The following is a 23220-nucleotide window of genomic DNA, read 5'->3' on the forward strand; positions in this document are numbered from 1 at the left end:
GCGACTTATCCTTTTTAAGTAATACGAAAAATTAACCCTAAGTCTGACATAAAAACGGATTATGAGCACTCCAATCACACGACAAATTGTACTAGATACCGAAACAACCGGTATGAACAAACTGGGCGTTCACTATGAAGGCCATAATATCATTGAAATTGGTGCCGTTGAGGTTATCAATCGTCGCTTAACTGGGCGAAATTTCCATGTTTATATAAAACCAGAAAGATTGGTTGATCCTGAAGCTTTTGAAGTTCACGGGATCAGTGACGAATTTTTAGAGGATTGTCCTTCATTTGCAGAAATAGCAGATGAGTTTTTAGCGTATATTCGTGGTGCAGAATTAATTATCCATAACGCCTCGTTTGATATCGGCTTTATGGATTATGAGTTTCAGAAGCTTAACCGTGATATTCCTCTCACAGAAACTTTTTGCCAAATAACCGATAGCCTTGCTATGGCAAGGGAGTTATTTCCTGGCAAACGCAATAATCTAGATGCGTTATGTGACAGATATTTAATTGATAACTCCAAACGAACACTGCACGGCGCATTATTAGATGCCGAGATCCTCGCTGATGTTTACTTAGCTATGACCGGTGGGCAAACCGCATTAGCTTTTTCAATGGAAGGTGAACCGAGCGAAGAGCAAAAAGGGGATGATATACAACGTATTGTACGACCAGTGCGTGGATTAAGAGTAATAAAAGCCTCTGCAGAAGAGTTAGTTGCGCACGAAGCTCGGTTAGATTTAGTGGTGAAAAAAGGAGGCCACTGTTTATGGCGTCCAGCTCCTGCTTCGAATGATGAAACTGCATAAAGGTAAAGTGATATAAATAGAGTGTTGAGATTAAAAACTATCCAAACGCATCTTTTTGTTAGAAAAATAGTTGACGACAAGGTAAGAGATTCGTAATATTCATCTCGTCCGAAAGGATACGCGGAGCGGTAGTTCAGTTGGTTAGAATACCTGCCTGTCACGCAGGGGGTCGCGGGTTCGAGTCCCGTCCGTTCCGCCAGAATATGACGCCATGCTATTGATTAGCATGGCGTTTTTTTTTAGGTTATGATGGAATACCATTATTGACTTACTTAGATTTGGATATTTCGTATTGATAATCTCACCATTTTTATGGTCATCCTAATATATTTGGGGGTCAAAAATAATAGTAACCGTTCCACGGTAAGTATCAGGTCTTGTTAAAAGCATTTTATCGACATCATGTTGCGCTACCAGAAAATCAATATTCCCCTTACGATTACTTCCAATATCTTTTGTTAAAAACGTATTATTTACTATATCCTTATGGATTGGCATTAGCGCACGTGTAACCGTGCTATTGGTTTTCTGATTAATAATATTATTTGGTAAGCTCAAATACGCTTTTACTGGAACCAGTTGACCATTATTGTCACTTTTTATGGCACAATTTTCACCGTGAACATATTGGCATTGTATATAAGTCGTAAATGCACCTGTTGAAGACAGTAAAAAATCACTTCGAGCAGTAAGCTGAGGTGTAATTTTCGTTATCATCCAACGTTCCCAGTTTTGCTTTCCTTGCTCTTCGGTACAAATTTTACCTGCGCTACAAGGTTGCAATGATAACGCACGACTTTCAGGCGTTGTAGTGACGATTAAATCATGATTAACAGAAAGAATAAGATTGATATCAACAACGCTGTCACTGGCTTGGTAATTATCGCCAAAATCAAAGTCGCCTCCTGGTCCTACAGTAAATGATAATTTCCCTTTATAGGTCCCTGATCCTACGGTTAATAAGTTATCTTTAGCCACTAATGAATAACCCATGCTCATGTCATAAAATCGGTGAGGTTCGGTTCTGTTTATGGTACTTATTTTATAACAGGGGGAAGTGTTGTTTGATGTTTTCCAAATAAATTGGATCCAGCTTCCTGAGCCTGACCCTCCTCCCCATGAAGGAGTATAAAAAGTACAGCCCCCTCCCCGAGGTGCGCTAAAATCTTTGCCTTCATCCCAACTAGATGAACTGCTATTTGTTGTAAGTTGTGAAGAATAACTAGTAACCCTAAATATAACGTCAAATGTTTCACCAGTATTCTGATTTCTTACTGTAAGTATTCTAGGGGTTTTAGGAAAATTAAAGTAAGCACCTTCACGAGGTTTATTTTTAGCAACAATAGGATATGAAATTGTTGTTGTTAACGGCAAATAAACACTGACATCATTAGCATCGCAATATTTTGGCCATCGAGAACAATATCCGCTTCTGGGGGTTGTATTTGTAAAAATACCATCACTATTACTGTTATTTATTGTGGGGGTGAATTTTGCGGTTAAATTAATCGTTGCACTATTAACAACCGCACTCATTGCGAGCATAACAGTGCCAAGAATGTAATGATAATAGCGCATTACATATCTCCTATTGGTGAACAATGAATAACTGGGAAAAACTGTACGTCTTTTCCTGGTGATAGGACATCAGGTAATTGACACGATAACGCCGGTGATTGACTATTGCCTAAGACCGTTAATTTTTGGTTATTAATACCTGAATCTAATGTCAAAACGCCTTCTGCATTAATAATCCCACTGCTGATATCACTAGTAACCTGACGATGCTTTAATATTTGACCAAAGTTATCTTGTAGCATTGCCACCAGCACTGTTGTTTTGACGGCTTTTAATTTTAAATATTTCACACTACCCCGGTTCATATTTATCGATTCATACTCAGGAAAAACTTTGCCGTTATTTGTACCCATGCTGTAAAAATGAATAGGCTCATTTTTCCAGATATCAGTAGGAATGATATTTCGTCCCTGAAATAATTTTGTTTCTTTGATACTGTCTGAGGCGACAATTTGCATATCGGGATCATCTGACTCTAAGTCAACGATAAATGCCGATTCCATCCCTAAACTGCGTTCGCCACTACTCACCGCAAAATTTCCTTCACCCAACACCAGTGTTTGACTTATGTTGATCCCCGCTGTTGTGCTTTTGTCTTGCACGTAATGCTGGACATATGCATCACCACTAAGTGTTCGACTTTCCAAGGCGCCGTTACCGCTAATGAGTGTATTTTCACTACTTTGTGATATTCCTGCACCTAACCAACGAACAGCCCCTTCATCTTGGGGTTGCCATTGGTAATTTAGGCTAGAATAACTATTGCTATCGTTAATACCTGCATCTACTGATAAAGTATGTTTTGCACTCGGCATTACTGACAGGCTGACGCCTAGTGCCACACCCTGTTCCCGATTTTTTTGATTAAACCCGGGGCGGTCATACGCACTTAACCGAAAATTAACATCTCGATTAGCCAAAATCGCTTTTGTTGTCAATGCGGTATCAATCTCAACTCCTTCTCTTGATGGGGTTTTCATATATTGTCCATTCAATGTCAGTGAGCTAGACCAAGGTAATTGGGTGAATAGTGAAGCTCCCCAAGTATTTCCTACTTGTTGAGACGACTCTGTTAAACGATAATTTTGATTGGAAGTTCGACGCCAAAATACATTCATTGAATTCCCCGGTGAAAGTGTTCGGTAATAGCGTAAATCCACGCCTGAATTTTTTCGGGTATCTTCATTAGTCAGGGTGTATTGAGCAAAAAAACTATCATCAGAAGATAATGTTATATTTGATCTTGCACTGAGTTGATAGTTATCAGCCGATATCAAGAGGCTACTTCCTAAAATGACACGGGGGGTGAATAAGTAATCTATGGCTCCGCCACCAATAAATGCGCTATCATTTTCAGTTGTATTCTTACTACTAAGAACTAAATCCTTTTTTTGTCCTCCCCATAAATTCAAACGCCATTTTTGATTAGGGTTTTGCCACCCTAGCGGTTTGTATACTTGAGCCGTTTGAGTATCCACAACTTTACCATTTTCAAGGGTATTAATTGTTATGTTATAAATACCACTAGGTAAACGCCGTGTGTCAATGGCTTGCATGCCAGGTTGCAGTTGTTGTGAATAGATGAGCCGATTATCTAGCCATACTTCTGCGATCCCTTGATTGGCGGCCGTGATATAAATAGGGGAGGCACTGACACTTTCGTTATTTATCAATAATGCATTTGATGTTCCCCACATCACTCCGGCGACAGAGCCTGTATTAAATCCGTTGGTTTCGACATTTCCTTTATCCGTATCTGGAGAAAAAATGCCCAAGCGGATAAAGCTACCGGCTAATTCTTTTTGGGTGTATAGCGCATAAATATTGGTTTCTTGTGATTGGTTGGCCTGATTAGAGCCATAGGACTGTAGTGATATATTTTGCGTCCAGCCGAAAAGAGATGAAATTACGGATGAACTAAAATTCCAGGTCTTTGCTGAATGCACTGAAACGGCTGACAAATTATTGTGCATAATGACACCATTTGGCAAAGCGCTAGGCAAATAGATATAATCACTTTTCACTTGTTCAGTTTCATAGTGCGAAGTAAATAATTTTAATGAAGAATTATCTAGTCGATATTCAGCAGAGACGAGTCCTGCGGGGCAGGAAGTATCACAAGCACCTAATGAGATGCCTTTTTGTAAAATCTCAGCCCATTCATTTTTAACTTGCGGTTTAATATCAGGTTCTTCATCTAAAATTCTCAAGAGATTAATTTGTCCATTTTCATGAAGTGAAAAGACAGCTTCAAAAAGGGGAGAATCATTAAGATACACTTGAGAAACAATTTCTGAGTTATAAAAATATTGCTTAAATTCACTCGGTATTTTTATTGTATTATTTGCCAGGAATACACTTGATCCTAAGGCGATTTCTGGTATTAACATTAATGCAAATAATACTTTCATATCACATATACTCACTAAATCACTGTATACTTATGTAACAAAAGCGTTCCGATGCTTAATAAGCACAAAAATATTCTTATCAGAACGAAATGTGGTTAGCCTAGGTAACAAGAAGGAAGGCTCTAAAGAGCCCCCTTAGTTGAATAATTTATTAGCTTTCAGGCTCAACTGGAGTCTCAACTACAGGCTCAAAAACCATGGCTACTTGGCCTGTAAAAGAGCCTGTTACTGTTAGAGGGGTATCAGTTTGTTGTGTAATACGAAGGTTGGTACGACCGCCTGTTTTGGCATCATCAGCATTAACTACAGTGCTAGGCGTTTTACTGAGTGTTACGCCGTTAAAAATGACTGCTAATGGAATGGTATCATTACCATTTGATAAGATTGCGGTACCCTTTGAGTCAGTATTTGTTAAAGTTGCTTGAATCCCCCCAGAGGTGTTTTTATATTGAAATTGCTTGGTGAAATCTTGTAATTTACGGGTGCCTAAATCGAAAGCCATTTCTTGTGTTTGGTTTATCCAACCACTCTCAACAGGGATAACCTGAAAAGATTCTGTAGGAATAGTTGCCGTTAAATCGATAGCATAGCGTTGTTCATCTGCTGCGTGAGCTACCATTGAACCTAAGGCGCCACAAGATAGAAATATAATGGATAATGATCTTTTTAACATTTAGAAATACCTCATATATTATGATTGATAAAAAATAAAACAAATAAACTCTATTTATTTGCGATTACTGAAGTTTAAATTAGTTGTTTAGATTAATATTAATAATTAAACGTGTTAGATTTATCACCTTCGATTAATACAAAGTCAATTTTATTATTTATTTTTTTTTGTAGAACAAATTCTCTTCCTGGTAAGATAATTTCTCGCGCTTTATTCTCACAGTGTGACTTTATATTTTCAAAATAACGGATATTATCCAATATAATGGTGGCGTTTCCTTTATTTTTTATTGAAATTTGTTTATTTGTGTCATCAATAACGGTATTAAATAAGGGATTTTTAGCTTGCATCACAACCACACTGCCGTAGCCAGTTAACACATTAACTCCCACATCCAATGCGTTTTTTTTGTATTGTGTTATTTCATCTTTGCTCATTCCAAAACCATCATTTTCTTCAGGAAGAACGGGAGTAAAACGAATTCTAAAATAACGTTCTTTTTCTCTATCCCCTGGCCATAGTATGCGGACTGACTGAAAACTTGATGGTGGAATAATTAATCTCAATGGGGAGACAATCAGCCGTTCTTGCGTTAATGAACCTTCTTTAATTTCTTTTTGTGCTGATTCACGCTGATTCATTTTTGGATCAGCATCAATTTCCAATATCTCAACACGAACAAACGCAGTAGATGTTCCTGTGTTATATACGCGCTTGGTGAGGCTTTGGGTTTCTGGTGTAAAAACATCATACATACTACCAATGCCAATAGAAGGTGAAGCATAGACTGATGTTGTTATACTTATTAATGATAATACAGAATAAATTAAAATAAAGTTAAGACGTTTAAGCATATATAATCCAATCTTTATGTAATTAAATAATAATTCAAAATAATATAAATAGTAAATTTAAATCATATTAAGACTTAAATTAATTCCAGTAAAATAGATTGATGTTAAATGCAGTCTAGTTTATTAGTGTTAATTCAGTATTGAATTGTTGTTGACGCTGGTATTCAGTTAAAATTTCACCGGGATCTTCATAAAATACCTCAGTAACTAAATCAAATATTGTCTTATCCAATTCATTTAATAAATATAAAATAATTTCGATTGTAAAATTTGTTTGTCCTCGTTCTAATCGAGAAATATGTTGTTGGGAAAGATTTAATTTTTTTCCTAGGCTTTTCCCTGAGATACCTAGTAGTGTCCTATGTCTTCGAATAAATGAACCAACACGAACATTTATGTTTACTGTATTATATTTCATTAACACCTTTCACCTGTTTTTTTTGAAATAAAATAAAGGGTATACCTAAATTATTAGGGTAAGCATCTGGGTTGTTGGAAGGAAAGGGTAGGGTAAATTAGCCAGCAGTGGAAATAGTTTAAAACGATCTGTTTTGTCTTTTTTGATAGCTTTTAACTATCATTGTGTGTTTTATCGATCGTTTATATCAATATTTTTTTGCCTTTTAATATTTTACTTTATGATTTTAAAATAGTTTTTTATAGCATATAAAGATACGCAAAGAAATTATAACTCTAGTTATTATATTATAATTGAAATATTAATTCATATGATGCAATGGTATGTGACACATTACTCATTTTAGTTGTTTTTTGGGCTAGTCATTAGCTATAGGATCATCATGGGTAATTGAGCTTTAGTGATGAATAAAGTATCTGTTGAAATGTTTAAGTTTTATTTGCTATTAAATAAGAGCAATTCATATCAACTGGTAGCTTTATTTTACCTATTACATCTTGCTATTGATAATAGTAACTATTATCGTTATAGTTTTAATTAGCATTAGCTTGCTATAATATCGCTTATACCTAGCGTGGGGTAACTAACAGGCTAACATTCAATGAGCGAAAATAGAGCGTCTAAACAACACTCAAGTAAAACAACAAAAGCAAGGGTAGTGAAGGAATATCAGCGACAGATACTTCGTCGTTTCTTTTACTTAATGATATTAGGGGGCGTGTTATGTAGCGTTTTGATCCTTGATTTTACTTTAGGGCCTTCAGGATTATCGCTGACTGAACTGTGGAATACACTAATATCGCCAGAAACTGCCGATGCTGGCACTCGGGTTATTGTGTGGGATATCAGGCTACCTTACTCCCTTATGGCGGTTGTCGTTGGAATGTCACTCGGGTTAGCGGGTGCTGAAATGCAAACTATACTCAATAACCCGCTGGCAAGTCCCTTTACGCTTGGCGTCTCTTCTGCCGCTGCTTTTGGTGCTGCTTTAGCGATTGTTTTAGGAATTGGTATTCCGGGGGTTCCTGCTCAGTGGTTTATTTCAGTTAATGCGTTTATTTTCGCATTACTGGCAACGTTGTTACTGGACTTTATCTCACGTTGGATGCGAGTTTCTACCTCTGGAATTATTCTCTTTGGCATAGCGTTAGTGTTTACTTTTAATGCTGCCGTTTCCATTATGCAATTTATCGCTAACGAAGATACGCTTCAGGGATTAGTGTTCTGGACAATGGGTAGCCTTAATCGGGCATCGTGGGATAAGTTATACATTTTATTGGTTGTATTAGTGATAATCTTCCCCTTGTCATTGATGAATGCTTGGAAACTGACGGCACTTCGTCTAGGGGAAGATCGTGCGATGAGCTTTGGGATCAACGTCAGACGCTTACGCCTAACAACATTACTTCGTATTAGCATCATTTCTGCCTTGGCGGTGGCATTTGTTGGCCCAATAGGTTTTATTGGATTAGTCGCACCCCATATTGCTCGGATGACTTTTGGCGAAGATCATCGTTTTTATTTGCCCGCAAGTGCTCTTATTGGCGCATTGGTATTATCGATAGCTTCTTTAGTCTCCAAAAACCTTTTGTCTGGTGTGATTATTCCGGTGGGAATTGTGACTTCTCTTGTGGGTATCCCTTTCTTTGTTAGTATCATTTTGCGTCATCGCGGGAGAATATAATGAACACGGGATTGAATGTTGGGTTGCGTATTGAAAAGCTTTCTACGGGATATTCGAAGCGAGAAATCATTAAAGAATTAACGGTCTCACTGCTTCCACGAGGGAAAATTACTGTTCTTTTAGGGCCTAATGGCAGTGGTAAATCGACGTTGTTAAGGGCGCTTGCTGGGCTTAATAGCGCACAAGGAAAGCTTTTTCTTGGTGATGATGAATTACTCTCCCTCTCTTTTTCTAAACGAGCAGAGCAGGTGGTTTATTTGCCACAAACTCTACCTGCGGGTGTTCATTTGAGTGTCTTGGAGTCAATTCTGGTTGCAAGACGAGCTTTAGGTGAACATCGTTCTCATTCAGCGAATGATGAAGTTATAGATCTATTAGAACAACTGGGAATTTCACATTTAGCTATGCGATATCTTGATGAGTTATCCGGTGGGCAAAAACAATTGGTGGGGCTTGCTCAATCACTAATTCGACGACCAAGTTTATTATTGCTAGATGAACCACTCAGCGCACTCGATCTTAATTATCAGTTTCATGTGATGGAATTAATCGCGAGAGAAACCAAGAAACGTAATATGATTACTGTGGTTGTTGTTCACGATATTAATATTGCATTACGCCATGGAGAGTATGTATTAATGCTTAAAAATGGGGAGCTAGTTGCCAATGGTTTACCAACTGAGGTGATCACACCAGAAATACTCGCTGATGTTTATCGCGTTAGCGCCCGTATTGAACGATGCTCTAGAGGCCATCCACAGGTATTAATTGATGGGAGGATAAATGATATATAGCATTTTTAAACCACTCAAATAATTGTATTTGATATGATGACTATACTTATTTGGGTGGTCTTTGATAGATTCAATTAGGTTTATATTTACCATTGATAATACGCGTGGCTTGTTTTATTAAAGGTAAATCAATCATCTCCCCATTAATCTGAAAAGCATAACTGGCTGTTGATTGCTTAACCACTTCTTGCGCCCATTTAATTTTTTCCTCAGTAAGTTTAAATGCCTTATTAACAGTATCTATTTGATCCGGATGAATACAGAGTTTAGCGCCAAATCCAAGAGCGCGAGCATGGTTGGCATCCATTAATAATGTATTAGGTGTGCAAAATTCAGGGGTGACACAGTCAATAGGGGAGATAAGGTTGGCAATGCGTGAAGCGATAACGATTCGGCTTCTTGCGTATAGCAACGCTTCTGCTGTTTGTTGGCAATCAATATCTAGTGAGTAATCTAATGAGCCGAATGCTAATCTCGTTACACCACTATTGGCAATCTCTTCACAATGGTGCACTCCACGCGCTGTTTCTATAATGCCTATAAATGGTCGCTTTGATATAGCCAGATGAAGTTTTGATTTTATATAGGAAAGTATTTCCGCATCTTCCAGTTTTGGGATCATTACTCCTGTCATTAGCGTTTCATTTAATGAATTTAATAGATCAACATCGTTTTTAAATTCTTTCTCTTTAGGATGATTTATTCTGATATATATACTGGTGTTAATGATGGTGTTATTTATTGTCGTTAGCCAATTTTGAATGTTGTCACGTCCGAGCGGTTTTTCATCAGGATGAACCGCATCTTCAAGATCAAGAATGATCGCATTTGCACCATAAGTTAACGCTTTGGAAATCATAACTTCTTTATTAGCAGGGACAAACAGATAGCTAATCTCTTCGTTCATATTTACCTACCTTAGTAATAAATATAATGTATCTTCCATAAAAACGAATAATTATGAGAATGAGATTGATTATTATTACATCATCATTTTCTGATGGTAGCTTACTCATCAACCTTTTTCAAGACGCTCGAAAAAGTAAAAAAAGGTTAAGTAACCCCCCAAGATAGATAAATTTAAATTAATTGTTTAAGCCTTATTTCTTTGGGAGAAAAATGATGGAGACGGTAGAGAAAAAGAGTATTGCAGGGCAACAAACTGCTATACAAACAGATTTTTCAACACGTAATGCCCTTGCTCGTATCATTCGCTGTCTTTTTGCAGAAAAATTATTGGATGATAATAAACTGCAAGTTTTCAATGATGAAAATAACGTTAAGTACCCGCTTTCTGATGGGATACATATCCTTCAATTTAATCAAACGACCGTTTTTCCTGCAAATACCGTTATTAATCGCGGTGATATTATCCTTAAATCAATGGATGGTCACCACCGAATGGTGCAATCCCATGAAGAACTTATGGGGATACTGAAAAACGAGCTTAGTTTCACCCCTACAACGGAGGGAATAACAAAATTCAATAAAGATGTAGCAAACAGTATCCATAATGATCGATTAGCTAGAGCACATCGGTCAAAGTGGCGGGATATGATTTCTAATGAGATGGCACAAGAGGGAACATCTTGTTTTATTGAATGGATAACTCGTCATTACAGTCGGCGTGATGGTGCAACTTTTCTCGATCAGTGGGGCGCTCTTGAAGGTCATTCTTATTACCCAACTTGGAAGTCTAGACCCGGTTTAAGCGATGATGATATTGTCGCACTATCAGCTGAATTTGGTGCACGAGTTAATCTGCGTATCGCAGCCATACAAACCGATATGGTTTATTGTGAGAAGATGCCCCATATTCAGGATATCCATCAATGGTTTTCATCGGCTTTTCCAACCGTTTGGAATAAATGGTGTGAGTGGCTTACAAGTCAACACCAAAACCCACAAAAATGGTTACCTATTCCTCTGCATCCTTGGCATCTTGAACACTGGATCATTGCGCATTTCTCAAAAGAAATAGATGAAGGCATTCTTCTACCATTAGGCCCTCAACTTGAGACCGCGGTATCCATGTCGTTTAGAACCATGCTTCCTACCGCATCTAGATCACCCTTTATCAAATTACCTGTTGCTATCTGGATGACTAGCGAAATGCGCAGCCTTCAAGCCAAATCTATTCATATGGGGCCACGTATTAGTACGATTATTGAGGATATTTTGCGGGTGGATAAGGATTTTGATGGCAAGCTGGACTTTTTCCGAGAAGAAGTGGCGTGGCATTTCCGTCATAACGTGCGTATGGATGACGCTGAAGGTAAGTTTCTCTCAGTCGTATTTCGTGATACGCAAGCATGGGAAAGAAACGATAATTTAATCGCTATCACAGTTGCATCATTATTTACTGAACTCCCACATAAACCCCAACCCCTTATCAGCGAGCTGATCGCATTATCAGGCGACTTACCTGAAACATGGTTTCGTAATTATACCAAAGTCATACTAAAACCCGTTTTAGCGATGTATTTAATTTATGGCATTGCCCTTGAGGCACACCAACAAAATACGCAAGTTTTGTTTGATGATTCCGGTCGTGCGGTCACCATGCTTATTCGTGATTTTGGTGATGGACGCAGTTGGGCTCCAGCACTGCGCCAGCAAGGTTATGAGCTTCAACCTTATATCTGGCCCGGCATTTTACCCACGGTGTTTGAAGATGATATTGAACCTGTCAGAACCTTCGTTGTAGATGCTTGTCTTGTCAGCCATTTACATGAAATTGCGCTTTGTTTAACTCAACTTTATGACATCCCTGATACCCGCATATGGACTGTGATCGGCGAAGAGCTTGAACTTGTGTTTAAAGCACTTCAACCCAGAGTAGAGGCGGATTTTTGGCACAAAGAGCGTGAACATTTTCTCCACCACCCTTGGTATACCCGCTCATTAATGAGCATGCATTTACAGCAATATACTGATTACCGTCTTCAGCATGGGCTTAACAATCCGTTAGCTGGTGAACAAGTAAATAACTCTAAGATCTGAGAGAATAATAATGATCACAAACAAACATTTTTTAGCATTGACTATTGCAGCAAGTTTAATTCCTGATTTCGTCAGCGCGGAAGAGAGAATTATTGTTAACGCAGAGCGCGTTAACCCCCAAACTAAAGGTAGGTTATCACAACAAGCCAACATAGGTTTATTGGGAAATAAAGATATCCAAGATATTCCATTTAGTATTAAAGGATATACCTCGAAATATATTGAGCAACGACAGGCTAAAACTCTTGGCGATGTAATAAAAGATGATCCATCCGTTCAAGTGACATCTCCGTCAGGTGGTATTCTTGATTCCTTTATGATCCGAGGATTCCCTATTGGGGAAGGTAATATTGGTGAAGTTGCCCTCAATGGTGTTTATGGTGTAGCGCCAAATTATCAGTTATTACCTCAATATTTAGAGCGAATAGAATTACTAAAAGGGCCTGGTGCGGGGCTTTATGGTATCTCCCCCAATGGCGGTGTTGGCGGTGTTGTTAACGCTGTGACGAAAAGACCTACTCGTCAGGGAACTAAACAGATTACCACCACTTGGGGATCTGATAATCAACTTGGTGCCTATATAGATGTAGGTAAATTGTGGGTAACCCCAGACGGTGAAATGTGGGGCGTCCGATTTAATGGTGGTGGTAGTGGTGGAGATCTGGCGCTTGATAATACTCATAAAAAAACGGCATTAGGTGCACTCGCTCTTGACTATGGAAAAGATGGATTCACCGTTTCAGTTGATTTATTCGATCAATATCAATATGTCAAATCACCTAATCGTCCTTTTATTGTCTTAGCGGGTATCGATGTTCCTAAGGCCCCTAATGGTCGACGGAATATTGCCCAAAAAGGGATGTGGTGGAACACCCGCGATCAGGGCGTATTACTGCACAGTTCATACGAGCTTAACGATAATCTAACACTCTTCATGAATGCCGGTGGTGGTCGTTCAATCGTTTCACGTATCTCTGAGCAAACCCCAAAGATTATTAACGACAATGGAGATGTTGAATCGGCAATCACTAATTATCGCTTTAATGTACATCGTTATATTTTTGAAACCGGTGTCAGAAGTTACTTTTCAACGAGCGCTATTGATCATCAGATGACATTACAGGCCAGCTATTATCATGACCGTCTTGCTGTTGCGGGTAATGTAGGAAAACAAAAGGTGATTTCTAATATTTATTCACCATCAGAAGTCGATGTTACCCTACCATCGTCTCCAGCAAGCGTTCCCAAAGTATCTTCTAGTCAATTAACTAGCTTTGCCGTTTCGGACATCATGACCATATTGAATGGCAGTGTGGATATTATCCCCGGGATACGTTTGCAAAGAGTGCAAGCCGATAACTTTATGGCTAATGGACAGCGTTCGGCCACTTATGATGAATCAGCGGTGACGCCAATGTTGGGGCTGGTTTACCATCCTTTAGAGTCTGTTTCGCTCTATGCCAACTATATTGAAGGGTTAAGCAAAGGCGATATAGCGCCGAGTTTTGCAAAAAATGCCGGCCAAGTGATGCGTCCTTACCGCTCGCGACAGTACGAAGTTGGGGTTAAGTATGATAACGCGGGAATACAAAGCAGTTTGGCTCTTTTCCAGATAACCAAGCCTAGTGGTGCTATCGATAGCACTGATAATATATTTAATGCTAATAGTGAGCAGCGAAATCGTGGCGTTGAAGTTAACCTTTCTGCGCAGGTTCTGGATAATTTACAAATCTCAGGCAATCTTTCTCTTATTGATGCCGAACTTATCAAATCGCCTACATCTGATATCCGTGGTAACAAACCCGTTGGTGTTTCTCCTCTACAAGCAAATGTAGGGGTGGAATATGATCTTCCTATTTTGCATGGATTGTCATTAAACAGTTATGTCAATTATAGCGCAAAGCAATATGTCAATCAGGAAAATACACAGTCTATCAATTCTTGGACAACGGTAGATATGGGAGCCTCCTATAAAACACGTGTGTATGGTGCGCCTACCACTTTCCGTTTTGATGTACAGAATCTATTTAATCACCATTACTGGTCTGGTGTCGCGTCATATACCACTATTGCACAGGGAGCACCACGTACTTTCCTTGCCTCGGTAAGTGTTGACTTCTAAGAGGGTTCCATATGTCTTCGTTGTTAAATACTTATTACCGAGCAAATGAATCTTGGCAGATCGCTATAACCCAAATATTACCCCCTTATATCGATCCGGTTATTATCCGTTGGTTGGAGACATCCCCTGATACCCTTGTTCATTTAACACAGATATATGGTTCACCCCTTAATATTGTCTGGCCTCATACTGTGGAGCAGAACGTGAATGCCATGGTCGAAGTCGCCAAAACATTTGGTATACAAACCAATTTGTATTATGGGGTTAAAGTCAATAAATCACAGTCATTATTACAAGCCGCTGTTGCTGCGGGAACTGGGGCGGATGTATCTAGCCTATATGAACTCAACGATGCTATTCGTGCGGGATGTAAAGGTACAGAGTTGTGTGCTACAGGCCCTGCCAAAACAACGGCATTTTTACAGGCGTTAATAGTGCAAGGGGCACGGATTGTTATTGATTCACTTGAGGAGATGGACGAGCTTATTCACCTTGCTACAAGGTGGATAAGTCCATCAGGACGTATAAGTATACTGTTGCGTTTTCGTCCTGAGTCTAATCATATCAGTCGTTTTGGTATGTCATCCGCTGAGATCATGACAGCGTTTGAGAAACTTAATTATAGTGACCAAGTAAAGGTTGATGGATTCCATTTCCATCTTAGTGGTTACTCTTCGGTATCTAGGATCAAGGCTTTTTTTGATACCTTACCCTTGATTAGCTACGCACGTGCTTTGGGTTACTCCCCTTATATTATCGATATTGGGGGAGGGTTACCTGTTCAGTATGTAGACAGTCATTGTTATAAGAAATGGCTCTCTACGCAAACACATAAAGACTATCGTACTCGACGAATTCCTGATTCTTTCTATCCATATGGTGGAGAGATAAATGCCCAAGGCTGGCTCACTGAGTTTCTAACCGGAGTCGATCCCACAGGTAAAAGAGTTTGTGATGCATTAATTGAGGAAGGATTAACACTTTGCCTTGAACCCGGAAGGAGCTTGGTTAATCAAAGTGCGATCAGTGTATTTCGTGTCTGTCGAGTTCGTCCATATGATCATGTCGGACATGTTATTTTTGTCGAAGGAACTAGTTTTAGCGCATGTGAAACGTGGTTTAATTCTGAATTCTTAAGTGATCCTCTCCATATTTATCAAAATAACCATCAGCCACTTTCTTCTGCTGGAAATGCTTGGATTGCAGGCCATAGCTGTTTGGACGACGATGTTATCACCAATCGTTTGATCGCTTTTGCACACCTACCAAAGCCAGGTGATTTACTGATATTTGCTAATACCGCAGGTTACCAAATGGATTTACTGGAAAATCAATTTCATCGGCATCCGTTGCCCACAAGATTAACTGCGGTCATAAACTCACATCAAAAACCTATATTTACCATTGATAATTAAGGACTTTTAATATGGTTTTTAGCAAAGTAACTGATTTAATTGGTAATACTCCTATCATTCAATTACCGCTGCTGCAATCGGATACGCGTCTTTATATCAAAGTGGAGAAAAATAATCCCGGAGGCAGTATGAAAGATCGCATGGCGAGAAATATGGTTGTTGCGGCACTGAAATCTGGAAAGATCAAGCCTGGTAGTACAATTGTGGAGTCGTCATCAGGAAATACTGGCATTGGGTTGGCAATCGCTGCTATCGAATTTGGGCTTCGATTTATCGCGGTGGTCGATCACCATGCTGCCCAAGATAAAATTGCTATCATGCGCGCTTTGGGTGCTGAGATCCGCTACGTTAAAGGCGACTATGGTGAAAATGAAGTTGCTGTTGTGGAACGCCAACGTATGGCGGCTGAAATCGCCAATGAAATTCCCGGCGCTATCTTTATGAATCAATCAGATAATGCAGCCAATGCGGGAGGATATGCAGATCTGGTACGTGAACTTATTAGTCAGATAGGCAAAATTGATGCGTGGGTTGGATGTGTAGGTACGGGGGGCTCTATGACAGGGATAGCCCATGGATTAAGGGTTCATAATCCAGAACTTGTAACCATTGCCGTAGAGCCGGAAGGCTCCATCGTATTCGGAAAACCCGGTAAACCATACTATCAATCAGGTACAGGCACCCCACAAGGCGATACAGTGGGGTTAGTGTTGGATTACAGTTGTATTGATTATGGCGAACAAGTCTCTGATGTGTGTGCTTTTGAAACGGCTCGTTACCTTGCTCGTCGTTTTGGTTTACTGGTTGGTGGCTCTACAGGAGGAGTGGTATATAAAGCGCTGGAGTTGATTAATAACAGTACAATTTGCGGAAATGTTGCACTTGCTATGGCCGATGGTGGTGAAAAATATCTGCAGACGATTTTTAATGACACATGGCTTAAAGAGCGAAATCTAATATCGGAGTCAGTCTGGGAACAACTTGATAATTGGTTTTCTTTGCCAACTTGTTTGGGGGATAGCAGATGATCCCAAATGAGAAATTGAGAGTAACACTATGTGGAGCCGGTCGTACAGGGCATCTTGCGGCAATTTTATTTAGCTTAAATCCTGCGATTGACGTCACTCTTTACAGCAGTCGCTCAGAAACTGTGACAGCATATAAAGAAAATGATCATCAACTTCAGGCGGTGATGCCTGATGGTCAAGTTATTAAAACCCGTTCGGTTAGGATGACAGAAGCCATTGATGAGGCGTGCTCTAAGGCAGATATCATCATTATTACGACACCAAGTCATGTACGTGAAAGTTTACTTCAACGTATGGCGCCAATACTGCCGAAACATAAAAACATCTTTGTGGGCGCCATTCCCGGTTTTGCTGGCTTTGACTGGCTGGCTGAAAAAACGTTAGGCGATGCACCCAATATTGTTATATGGGGAATGAAAGATGTTCCCCATATTGCATTTGATCTGCAACCGGGAAAAAGTGTCAGAATGGGGGGCGGAAAATCACAACTCTATGTAGCTGTGCATGGAAGAGAAAAACCGCAATATGCCAATCTTCTTCTCAATTACCTCAAACAACTTTATGACTCACCTATTACGCTACTGACCGATTATCTAGAAATTACCCTAACGCCAGGAAATCCTATTATGCACAGCTCTGTTATCTATGGCCTTATCGGTCCATGGGGACAGTGGCACAATAGGCCTTTTGAGAGCATTCCATGTTGGTGGAACGATTGCCCTGAGTTGGGTGCCTATTTTCTTGCCCGCTGTGATAGGGAGAATCAAGCGTTATGTAATAAAGCAGAAATTGTATTGGGGATTAATCTCAGTTCCGTGCAACCATTACAGCAGGAAATAGTAGCCGCATATGCGGACTCAATTGCTGATCCGCGAACATTACTCAGTGTGTTACGAACGAATAAGGCCTATCAGGGTATTCCTTTACCTCTTATTTCTACAGCACGATCCCATGGTTATATTTTTGACAAACAACATCGGGTTTTTCAGGAAGACATTGCCTATGGACTAGCGCTTCTTGTTGCTCTTGGAGAACGTCTTCGAGTGCCAACACCCTATATAAGAGAAATATATGATTGGTGTTGTGGTTATATGGGAGGAAGTTTGCCTCACCCTCAGCTCCCAATGGATTGGCCAATAATAAGGGTGAAATAGTATGCGTGTTACCGGCAGTGTCATTTTTATTGTCCAGTTTTTATTTATCGTACAGCTACTCTCAATGGGAGCCATGGAAATGAGTGGCCCTTTTTGGCCGCTTCATCTCGAAAGTATGGCGTCGACAGAGCTACTGAGTATCGTGGGAACCGGCGTGTATATCGCACCTATGTTGGGCGTTATGCTAACCAGTACCTTTTGGGGACGAATAGGCGATAAAACTGGCAATAAAGTGATGATGATCCGTGCACTGATGGGGCTTGCATTAACGCAATTGGGGCTCGCTTTTGCCAATGATGTCTGGGTAATACTGCTACTACGCTTTTTACAGGGAACTTGTGCGGGGTATATTGCACCTGCTCAAGCTTATGGTATTGCCATGATCCCCATAGCACAACGTACTCGGCTTTTGGCATGGTTACAAGTATCTACCAATGCAGGATCGTTAGCTGGAGCCATTGCTGGTGGGGCCATCCTCGATTTACTGAGTTTCTTTTGGATAAACTTCGGGGCATTTATCATTTGTACGTTATGTGCACTACTGGTTTTTTTCATATTACCGAATGATTTACCGCGCCACGCTTCATCCAATTGCGTCACTTCCTCAACAAATAAAGCAAAAGCGATATCATCAATTAACCACAGCGTCATTGTTGGCTTACTTACCGTACTGGGTTTGTTATTAATGAGCCGCATGATCACACAAACCCCTTTTTCTCTTTATGTCAGTAGCGTATTTAATGCCCCTAACTGGTTAACAGGGGTCGCTTACGGATTGCAGGCTACAGGTGTGATTGTCTCAGCCTCCCTCTGGGCAAGATGGTTTGAAGCACACAACATATCTCACGCACTCTATCGAATGGTGGGGATCATTGCGGGATGTTTTATTGTGACCTTACTGCTAGCAGCAGTAAGAGAAATAAGCTGGTTTATCGGACTTTATTTTTTGTGGGGCATTCTTCTTGGGGCAACAACGCCAGTATTAACCGCATTAATATCTCGCTCAACCGCTGAAAGTAAACAGGGTTATATTTTGGGACTGGTGCAAAGTATTAGCCAGTTTGCCTCTATGGTTGGTATTGCGCTGGGGGGCGGAATACTTGTTTGGCCTGGGTTGACCACGTTGTTTTTGTGTGTGGCGGTGATGTATTGCATTACTTTAATTATTACGCTGAAAATGAGTTACTCTTCAAAAAACACTAACCAAAAATAGGTTATTAATCATGATATTACGATTTATATTTTCTATTGTATTGTTGTATTCATCAATGGCTTACTCACAGCAAGTTGTAACACCTGTTACTGATCTACTTGGCAGAACCGTGAATGTCAAATTACCGGTACAGCGCGTCATTTTGGGGGAAGGACGACAGCTTTATTTAGTGGCTATGTTTGATAAAGAAAATCCAGCACAAAGGATAGTCGCTTGGCGAAAAGATTTAATACAGTCCGATCCGGCCACATGGCAGCAGTACCGACAACAATTTCCACAGTTGGCAAAAATCCCTACCTTTGGTGGCAGCGAACAAGGAACGTTTGATATAGAGCAGGCGATTAATCTGCAACCTGATGTCATCATCATGAATATGGACGCACGCAATACTATTGTTGATGCTGGACACGAAGCTACACTAGCCCGAGCGGGTATTCCCATTGTTTATGTCGACTTTCGCTATGATCCTATTGCACACATTCCTCCAACAGTGACGTTATTTGGTAAATTATTTGGCCAACCAGATCGCGCAGAAGCTTATTTAACATTCCGTGATAAAGAGTTACAACGAGTGACATCTCGAGTTGAACAATTACAGGGGGCATTGCCAAAAGTATTTTTAGAGCGTCTTGGGGGTTATTCAGAAGAGTGCTGTATGACCTTTGGTAAAGGGAGTTTTGGCCGTTTTGTTAAAATAGCGGGGGGGGATAATATTGCCGACAATCTTGCTCCGGGAACCTTTTTTACGCTAAATCCAGAAAAAGTGGTTGTTGCAAATCCCGATATTGTGATTATTACCAGCGGCAATTTTCAGGCATTTGTGCCGGGTGGAAAGTGGATCCCACTTGGGCCGGGGATTAATATTCAACAATCAAAACACCGACTCGCATGGTTTACGACTCGCCCTGCTTATGTTGATAGTAATGCTCGCCGTCGTGGCGCATTTTTTGCTATTTGGCATCAGTTCTATAATAGTCCCTATGATGTTATTGCTATCCAGCAGCTAGCTAAGTGGATACATCCCCAATTATTTGCTGATCTTGATCCTGATGACACATTCCGTCGTTTACATCAAGAATTTCTACCCATCTCATATCAGCCGGGATATATGATTGATTTGGAAAAAGAGGGGAGGTAAATATGGAGTATGATGTCGTGTTATATCCCATTGCCTTGCTCCGTCCTTCAGAAGAAGTCAACATGGCTCATGTTGAAGCTTTAACTAAGGAAATAGTCCGTTGCCAAAGATGGACAACACCTATACCCATTGAAAAAGAGACCGGAATTATTATGGACGGTAATCATAGGTATCAAGTCGCTCATCATCTTGCTCTCACTTATATTCCTTGTGTGTTGCTTGATTACACTGATACACGCATAACTGTGTATGATTGGCAGAATGGACGAGCGTTTAGCCCATTAAGAATAAGGGAGCAGATATTAAAGCAAGGTAATATTTTCCCTTATAAAACTACTCGACATCTATTTTCTCCAAGCCTTCCGGCCGTTAATTTTCCGCTTGAACAGTTAGTTGAAAAAATAGCTAGTAATCATCTGAATGTTTTCAAGTTAGGTGTTGGTAGGTGACCATTAACAGTGGGAAAATTAAATAGCTTAGTATTTATTTGATTTGATGGATAAAACAGCAACGTAATTTTAGCTTGATTAGTCGTATCAAGCTAAGGTTTAATAAGATACTTCTTAATTGCGCAAATAAAAGTCATTTTTCATTTTTGTTGCGCAACAATGTGGTGGTGTAATGTTATTTTCCGCGTTTATCGTAATAAATGCTGTTTAAATCAAAGAATTATTGATTTTCACTGATTACGATAGCCACCTTTGTGGATTTTTTATATTGCGGTTTTTTGCCCGCATTGAGAGAATCAGCTATCTAGATGCTTTTTATCCGACTTGGAGTAGAAAATGACCACTCGTAAAACCCTTGCAAATGCGATCCGTTTTTTAAGCATGGATGCAGTGCAAAAAGCCAAATCAGGGCACCCTGGTGCACCTATGGGCATGGCTGATATTGCAGAAGTATTATGGCGTGATTTTTTAAATCATAATCCAACTAATCCTCACTGGGCAGATCGTGACCGTTTTGTTTTATCTAACGGCCATGCTTCAATGCTGATTTATAGCTTATTACATCTGTCTGGTTATCAAGTTTCTTTAGATGATCTAAAAAATTTCCGTCAGCTGCATTCTAAAACACCGGGTCACCCAGAATATGGTTATACCCCAGGTGTTGAAACTACCACGGGTCCTTTAGGTCAAGGGATTGCTAACGCAGTAGGTTTTGCGATCGCAGAACGCACATTAGCGGCTCAATTTAACCGTCCTGGTCACGATATCGTAGATCACTACACCTACGCCTTTATGGGTGATGGTTGTATGATGGAAGGTATCTCTCACGAAGTATGCTCTTTAGCAGGTACTTTACAGTTAGGTAAACTGATTGCATTTTACGATGACAATGGCATTTCTATTGATGGTAAAGTACATGGTTGGTTTACTGATAATACTGCTGAACGTTTCGAAGCGTATGGCTGGCATGTGATTAGTGGTATTGATGGTCATGATGCAGCGAGTATTAAAGCTGCGATTGAAACCGCACAACAAATTACTGATAAGCCTTCACTGTTAATTTGCAAAACCACTATTGGTTTTGGTTCTCCTCATAAAGCAGGCACTGCCGATTCTCACGGTTCACCATTAGGTGATGCAGAAATTGCAGAAACTCGTAAAGCTCTGGGCTGGGAGTATGGTCCTTTTGAAATTCCACAAGAGATCTACAAAGAGTGGGATGCTAAAGAAGCTGGTAAAGCAAAAGAAGCTGCGTGGGACGCTAAATTTGCTGAGTATGCAGCACAATTCCCTGAATTAGCAGCTGAATTTAAACGTCGTATGTCTGGCGAATTACCTGCAAATTGGGAAAAAGAGTCAACAGCCTTTATTGAGCAGTTGCAACATAACCCAGCGAGTATTGCTAGCCGTAAAGCATCACAAAATACATTAGAAGCGTTTGGTAAAGTTTTACCTGAGTTTATGGGTGGCTCTGCTGACCTTGCACCAAGTAACTTAACTATGTGGTCTGGCTCTAAAGCATTAAATGAAGATAAAGCCGGTAACTACATCCATTATGGTGTTCGCGAATTCGGTATGTCTGCCATTATGAATGGTATTGCATTACACGGTGGTTTTGTTCCTTACGGCGCTACCTTCCTGATGTTTATGGAATATGCACGTAATGCGGTACGTATGGCTGCACTGATGAAAATCCGCAGTATCTTTGTTTATACCCATGACTCTATCGGTTTAGGTGAAGATGGTCCTACTCACCAACCTGTTGAGCAAATGGCAAGTCTGCGTGTAACACCAAATATGAGTACATGGCGCCCATGTGACCAAGTTGAGTCAGCAGTAGCATGGAAATACGCTGTTGAGCGTAAAGATGGTCCAACTGCGCTCATCTTCTCTCGTCAAAACCTTGCTCAACAGCCACGTACTCCAGAGCAACTGGCTAATATCGAGAAGGGTGGTTATATCCTGAAAGATTGTGACGGTACACCTGAACTTATCTTTATTGCTACGGGTTCTGAAGTTGAATTAGCTGTTAATGCTTACGATCAATTAACAGCAGAAGGCCGTAAAGTCCGTGTGGTTTCAATGCCAGCAACAGATGCATTTGATAAACAAGATGCTGATTATCGTGAAGCAGTATTACCTGCAGCGGTTAAAGCTCGTGTTGCTATTGAAGCGGGTATCGCGGATTACTGGTTTAAATATGTTGGTCTTGATGGTGTGATTGTCGGTATGCATAGCTTCGGTGAATCTGCTCCTGCAAACGAACTGTTTGCTGAGTTTGGTTTTACTGTTGAAAATGTGGTTACACAGGCAAAAACTCTACTTAAATAATCAATAAATGTTAACAAGAGCACATTTTTGGGAATAATTTCTCAGATGTGCTCTTTTTTTATGCTTCCCCCTTTTTTTGCTATTGCGATTTTCTCTCATTTCTCGTAATCTGAATACCAATAAGCTGAACCGTTT

General features: G+C 40.0%; 18 protein-coding genes and 1 tRNA gene. 13 read left to right on the forward strand and 6 right to left on the reverse strand.

The genetic code is table 11. The features are described 5' to 3' along the window. Positions 1-61: 61 nt before the first annotated feature. Together dnaQ and AACV00_RS05185 are read left to right on the forward strand one after the other, a co-directional pair. Positions 62-820, forward strand: coding sequence for a DNA polymerase III subunit epsilon (dnaQ, locus tag AACV00_RS05180; RefSeq protein WP_004247299.1), 759 nt, complete (start codon positions 62-64; stop codon positions 818-820). Positions 821-942: 122 nt separating this feature from the next. Beyond that, positions 943-1019: transfer RNA gene (locus AACV00_RS05185), tRNA-Asp, on the forward strand. A gap of 122 nt (positions 1020-1141) precedes the next feature. Here the strand turns inward: AACV00_RS05185 and AACV00_RS05190 are convergent. The 5 genes from AACV00_RS05190 to AACV00_RS05210 all read right to left on the reverse strand — a co-directional run bounded on the left by AACV00_RS05190 (position 1142) and on the right by AACV00_RS05210 (position 6754). Then, positions 1142-2398 carry a hypothetical protein gene (locus tag AACV00_RS05190; RefSeq protein WP_161679916.1) on the reverse strand — a complete coding sequence of 419 codons (1257 nt, stop codon included), beginning with the start codon at positions 2396-2398 and terminating at the stop codon, positions 1142-1144. Then, positions 2398-4809 carry a TcfC E-set like domain-containing protein gene (locus tag AACV00_RS05195; RefSeq protein WP_036919843.1) on the reverse strand — a complete coding sequence of 804 codons (2412 nt, stop codon included), beginning with the start codon at positions 4807-4809 and terminating at the stop codon, positions 2398-2400. Before AACV00_RS05195 ends, AACV00_RS05190 begins: the two co-directional genes overlap by 1 nt. A gap of 151 nt (positions 4810-4960) precedes the next feature. Continuing rightward, positions 4961-5482: a CS1 type fimbrial major subunit gene (locus tag AACV00_RS05200; RefSeq protein WP_004247302.1), complete on the reverse strand. Its 522-nt coding sequence runs from the start codon at positions 5480-5482 to the stop codon at positions 4961-4963. A 98-nt stretch (positions 5483-5580) separates the two neighbouring features. After that, complete coding sequence (locus AACV00_RS05205) at positions 5581-6336, reverse strand: hypothetical protein (RefSeq protein WP_161679914.1); 756 nt, start codon at positions 6334-6336, stop codon at positions 5581-5583. A 115-nt stretch (positions 6337-6451) separates the two neighbouring features. Further along, the gene (locus AACV00_RS05210) at positions 6452-6754 is read right to left on the reverse strand and encodes a helix-turn-helix domain-containing protein (RefSeq protein WP_036919846.1); all 303 of its coding nucleotides are present in this window, start codon (positions 6752-6754) and stop codon (positions 6452-6454) included. Between the two features lie 703 nt (positions 6755-7457). Here AACV00_RS05210 and AACV00_RS05215 point away from each other — a divergent pair. Together AACV00_RS05215 and AACV00_RS05220 are read left to right on the forward strand one after the other, a co-directional pair. Beyond that, the gene (locus tag AACV00_RS05215) at positions 7458-8438 is read left to right on the forward strand and encodes a FecCD family ABC transporter permease (RefSeq protein WP_223232014.1); all 981 of its coding nucleotides are present in this window, start codon (positions 7458-7460) and stop codon (positions 8436-8438) included. Continuing rightward, the gene (locus AACV00_RS05220; protein ID WP_036919849.1) at positions 8438-9232 is read left to right on the forward strand and encodes an ABC transporter ATP-binding protein; all 795 of its coding nucleotides are present in this window, start codon (positions 8438-8440) and stop codon (positions 9230-9232) included. Before AACV00_RS05215 ends, AACV00_RS05220 begins: the two co-directional genes overlap by 1 nt. A gap of 70 nt (positions 9233-9302) precedes the next feature. Here AACV00_RS05220 and AACV00_RS05225 read toward each other — a convergent pair whose 3' ends face one another. Further along, a complete protein-coding gene (locus tag AACV00_RS05225; protein WP_036919852.1) occupies positions 9303-10139 on the reverse strand; it encodes an HpcH/HpaI aldolase/citrate lyase family protein in 837 nt (278 codons plus the stop codon). Positions 10140-10351: 212 nt separating this feature from the next. Here AACV00_RS05225 and AACV00_RS05230 point away from each other — a divergent pair, with 212 nt between their 5' ends. The 9 genes from AACV00_RS05230 (at position 10352) to tkt (ending at position 23085) form a co-directional block, all read left to right on the forward strand. Then, a complete protein-coding gene (locus tag AACV00_RS05230; RefSeq protein WP_036919854.1) occupies positions 10352-12235 on the forward strand; it encodes an IucA/IucC family protein in 1884 nt (627 codons plus the stop codon). 10 nt (positions 12236-12245) lie between these two features. Further along, a complete protein-coding gene (locus tag AACV00_RS05235) occupies positions 12246-14357 on the forward strand; it encodes a TonB-dependent receptor (RefSeq protein WP_036919855.1) in 2112 nt (703 codons plus the stop codon). 11 nt (positions 14358-14368) lie between these two features. After that, a complete protein-coding gene (locus tag AACV00_RS05240) occupies positions 14369-15772 on the forward strand; it encodes a Y4yA family PLP-dependent enzyme (protein WP_036919857.1) in 1404 nt (467 codons plus the stop codon). A gap of 11 nt (positions 15773-15783) precedes the next feature. Further along, positions 15784-16800 carry a PLP-dependent cysteine synthase family protein gene (locus tag AACV00_RS05245; RefSeq protein WP_004244961.1) on the forward strand — a complete coding sequence of 339 codons (1017 nt, stop codon included), beginning with the start codon at positions 15784-15786 and terminating at the stop codon, positions 16798-16800. Continuing rightward, positions 16797-17954, forward strand: coding sequence for an NAD/NADP-dependent octopine/nopaline dehydrogenase family protein (locus AACV00_RS05250; RefSeq protein WP_036919859.1), 1158 nt, complete (start codon positions 16797-16799; stop codon positions 17952-17954). Before AACV00_RS05245 ends, AACV00_RS05250 begins: the two co-directional genes overlap by 4 nt. Before the next feature lies 1 nt (position 17955). Continuing rightward, complete coding sequence (locus AACV00_RS05255; protein ID WP_004252461.1) at positions 17956-19167, forward strand: MFS transporter; 1212 nt, start codon at positions 17956-17958, stop codon at positions 19165-19167. Positions 19168-19177: 10 nt separating this feature from the next. Beyond that, positions 19178-20305 carry an ABC transporter substrate-binding protein gene (locus tag AACV00_RS05260; RefSeq protein WP_070487123.1) on the forward strand — a complete coding sequence of 376 codons (1128 nt, stop codon included), beginning with the start codon at positions 19178-19180 and terminating at the stop codon, positions 20303-20305. A 2-nt stretch (positions 20306-20307) separates the two neighbouring features. Then, entirely contained in the window at positions 20308-20754 is a 447-nt protein-coding gene (locus AACV00_RS05265; protein WP_004244957.1) for a ParB N-terminal domain-containing protein, read from the forward strand. A gap of 336 nt (positions 20755-21090) precedes the next feature. Then, positions 21091-23085 (forward strand): transketolase, encoded by a 1995-nt coding sequence (gene tkt / locus AACV00_RS05270; protein WP_004244955.1) that lies wholly within the window; start codon positions 21091-21093, stop codon positions 23083-23085. Positions 23086-23220 lie beyond the last annotated feature (135 nt).

The sequence above is a fragment of the Proteus sp. G3927 genome (genome assembly GCF_963894685.1).
Classification (GTDB): Bacteria; Pseudomonadota; Gammaproteobacteria; order Enterobacterales; family Enterobacteriaceae; genus Proteus; species Proteus mirabilis.

Coding starts and splice junctions, on each gene's coding strand:
- AACV00_RS05230 (WP_036919854.1), top strand. CDS start 10,352: ATGATGGAGACGGTAGAGAAAAAGAGTATTGCAGGGCAACAAACTGCT.
- AACV00_RS05190 (WP_161679916.1), bottom strand. CDS start 2,398: ATGCGCTATTATCATTACATTCTTGGCACTGTTATGCTCGCAATGAGT.
- AACV00_RS05245 (WP_004244961.1), top strand. CDS start 15,784: ATGGTTTTTAGCAAAGTAACTGATTTAATTGGTAATACTCCTATCATT.
- AACV00_RS05195 (WP_036919843.1), bottom strand. CDS start 4,809: ATGAAAGTATTATTTGCATTAATGTTAATACCAGAAATCGCCTTAGGA.
- tkt (WP_004244955.1), top strand. CDS start 21,091: ATGACCACTCGTAAAACCCTTGCAAATGCGATCCGTTTTTTAAGCATG.
- AACV00_RS05260 (WP_070487123.1), top strand. CDS start 19,178: ATGATATTACGATTTATATTTTCTATTGTATTGTTGTATTCATCAATG.
- AACV00_RS05205 (WP_161679914.1), bottom strand. CDS start 6,336: ATGCTTAAACGTCTTAACTTTATTTTAATTTATTCTGTATTATCATTA.
- AACV00_RS05250 (WP_036919859.1), top strand. CDS start 16,797: ATGATCCCAAATGAGAAATTGAGAGTAACACTATGTGGAGCCGGTCGT.
- dnaQ (WP_004247299.1), top strand. CDS start 62: ATGAGCACTCCAATCACACGACAAATTGTACTAGATACCGAAACAACC.
- AACV00_RS05265 (WP_004244957.1), top strand. CDS start 20,308: ATGGAGTATGATGTCGTGTTATATCCCATTGCCTTGCTCCGTCCTTCA.
- AACV00_RS05200 (WP_004247302.1), bottom strand. CDS start 5,482: ATGTTAAAAAGATCATTATCCATTATATTTCTATCTTGTGGCGCCTTA.
- AACV00_RS05225 (WP_036919852.1), bottom strand. CDS start 10,139: ATGAACGAAGAGATTAGCTATCTGTTTGTCCCTGCTAATAAAGAAGTT.
- AACV00_RS05235 (WP_036919855.1), top strand. CDS start 12,246: ATGATCACAAACAAACATTTTTTAGCATTGACTATTGCAGCAAGTTTA.
- AACV00_RS05220 (WP_036919849.1), top strand. CDS start 8,438: ATGAACACGGGATTGAATGTTGGGTTGCGTATTGAAAAGCTTTCTACG.
- AACV00_RS05240 (WP_036919857.1), top strand. CDS start 14,369: ATGTCTTCGTTGTTAAATACTTATTACCGAGCAAATGAATCTTGGCAG.
- AACV00_RS05255 (WP_004252461.1), top strand. CDS start 17,956: ATGCGTGTTACCGGCAGTGTCATTTTTATTGTCCAGTTTTTATTTATC.
- AACV00_RS05215 (WP_223232014.1), top strand. CDS start 7,458: ATGATATTAGGGGGCGTGTTATGTAGCGTTTTGATCCTTGATTTTACT.
- AACV00_RS05210 (WP_036919846.1), bottom strand. CDS start 6,754: ATGAAATATAATACAGTAAACATAAATGTTCGTGTTGGTTCATTTATT.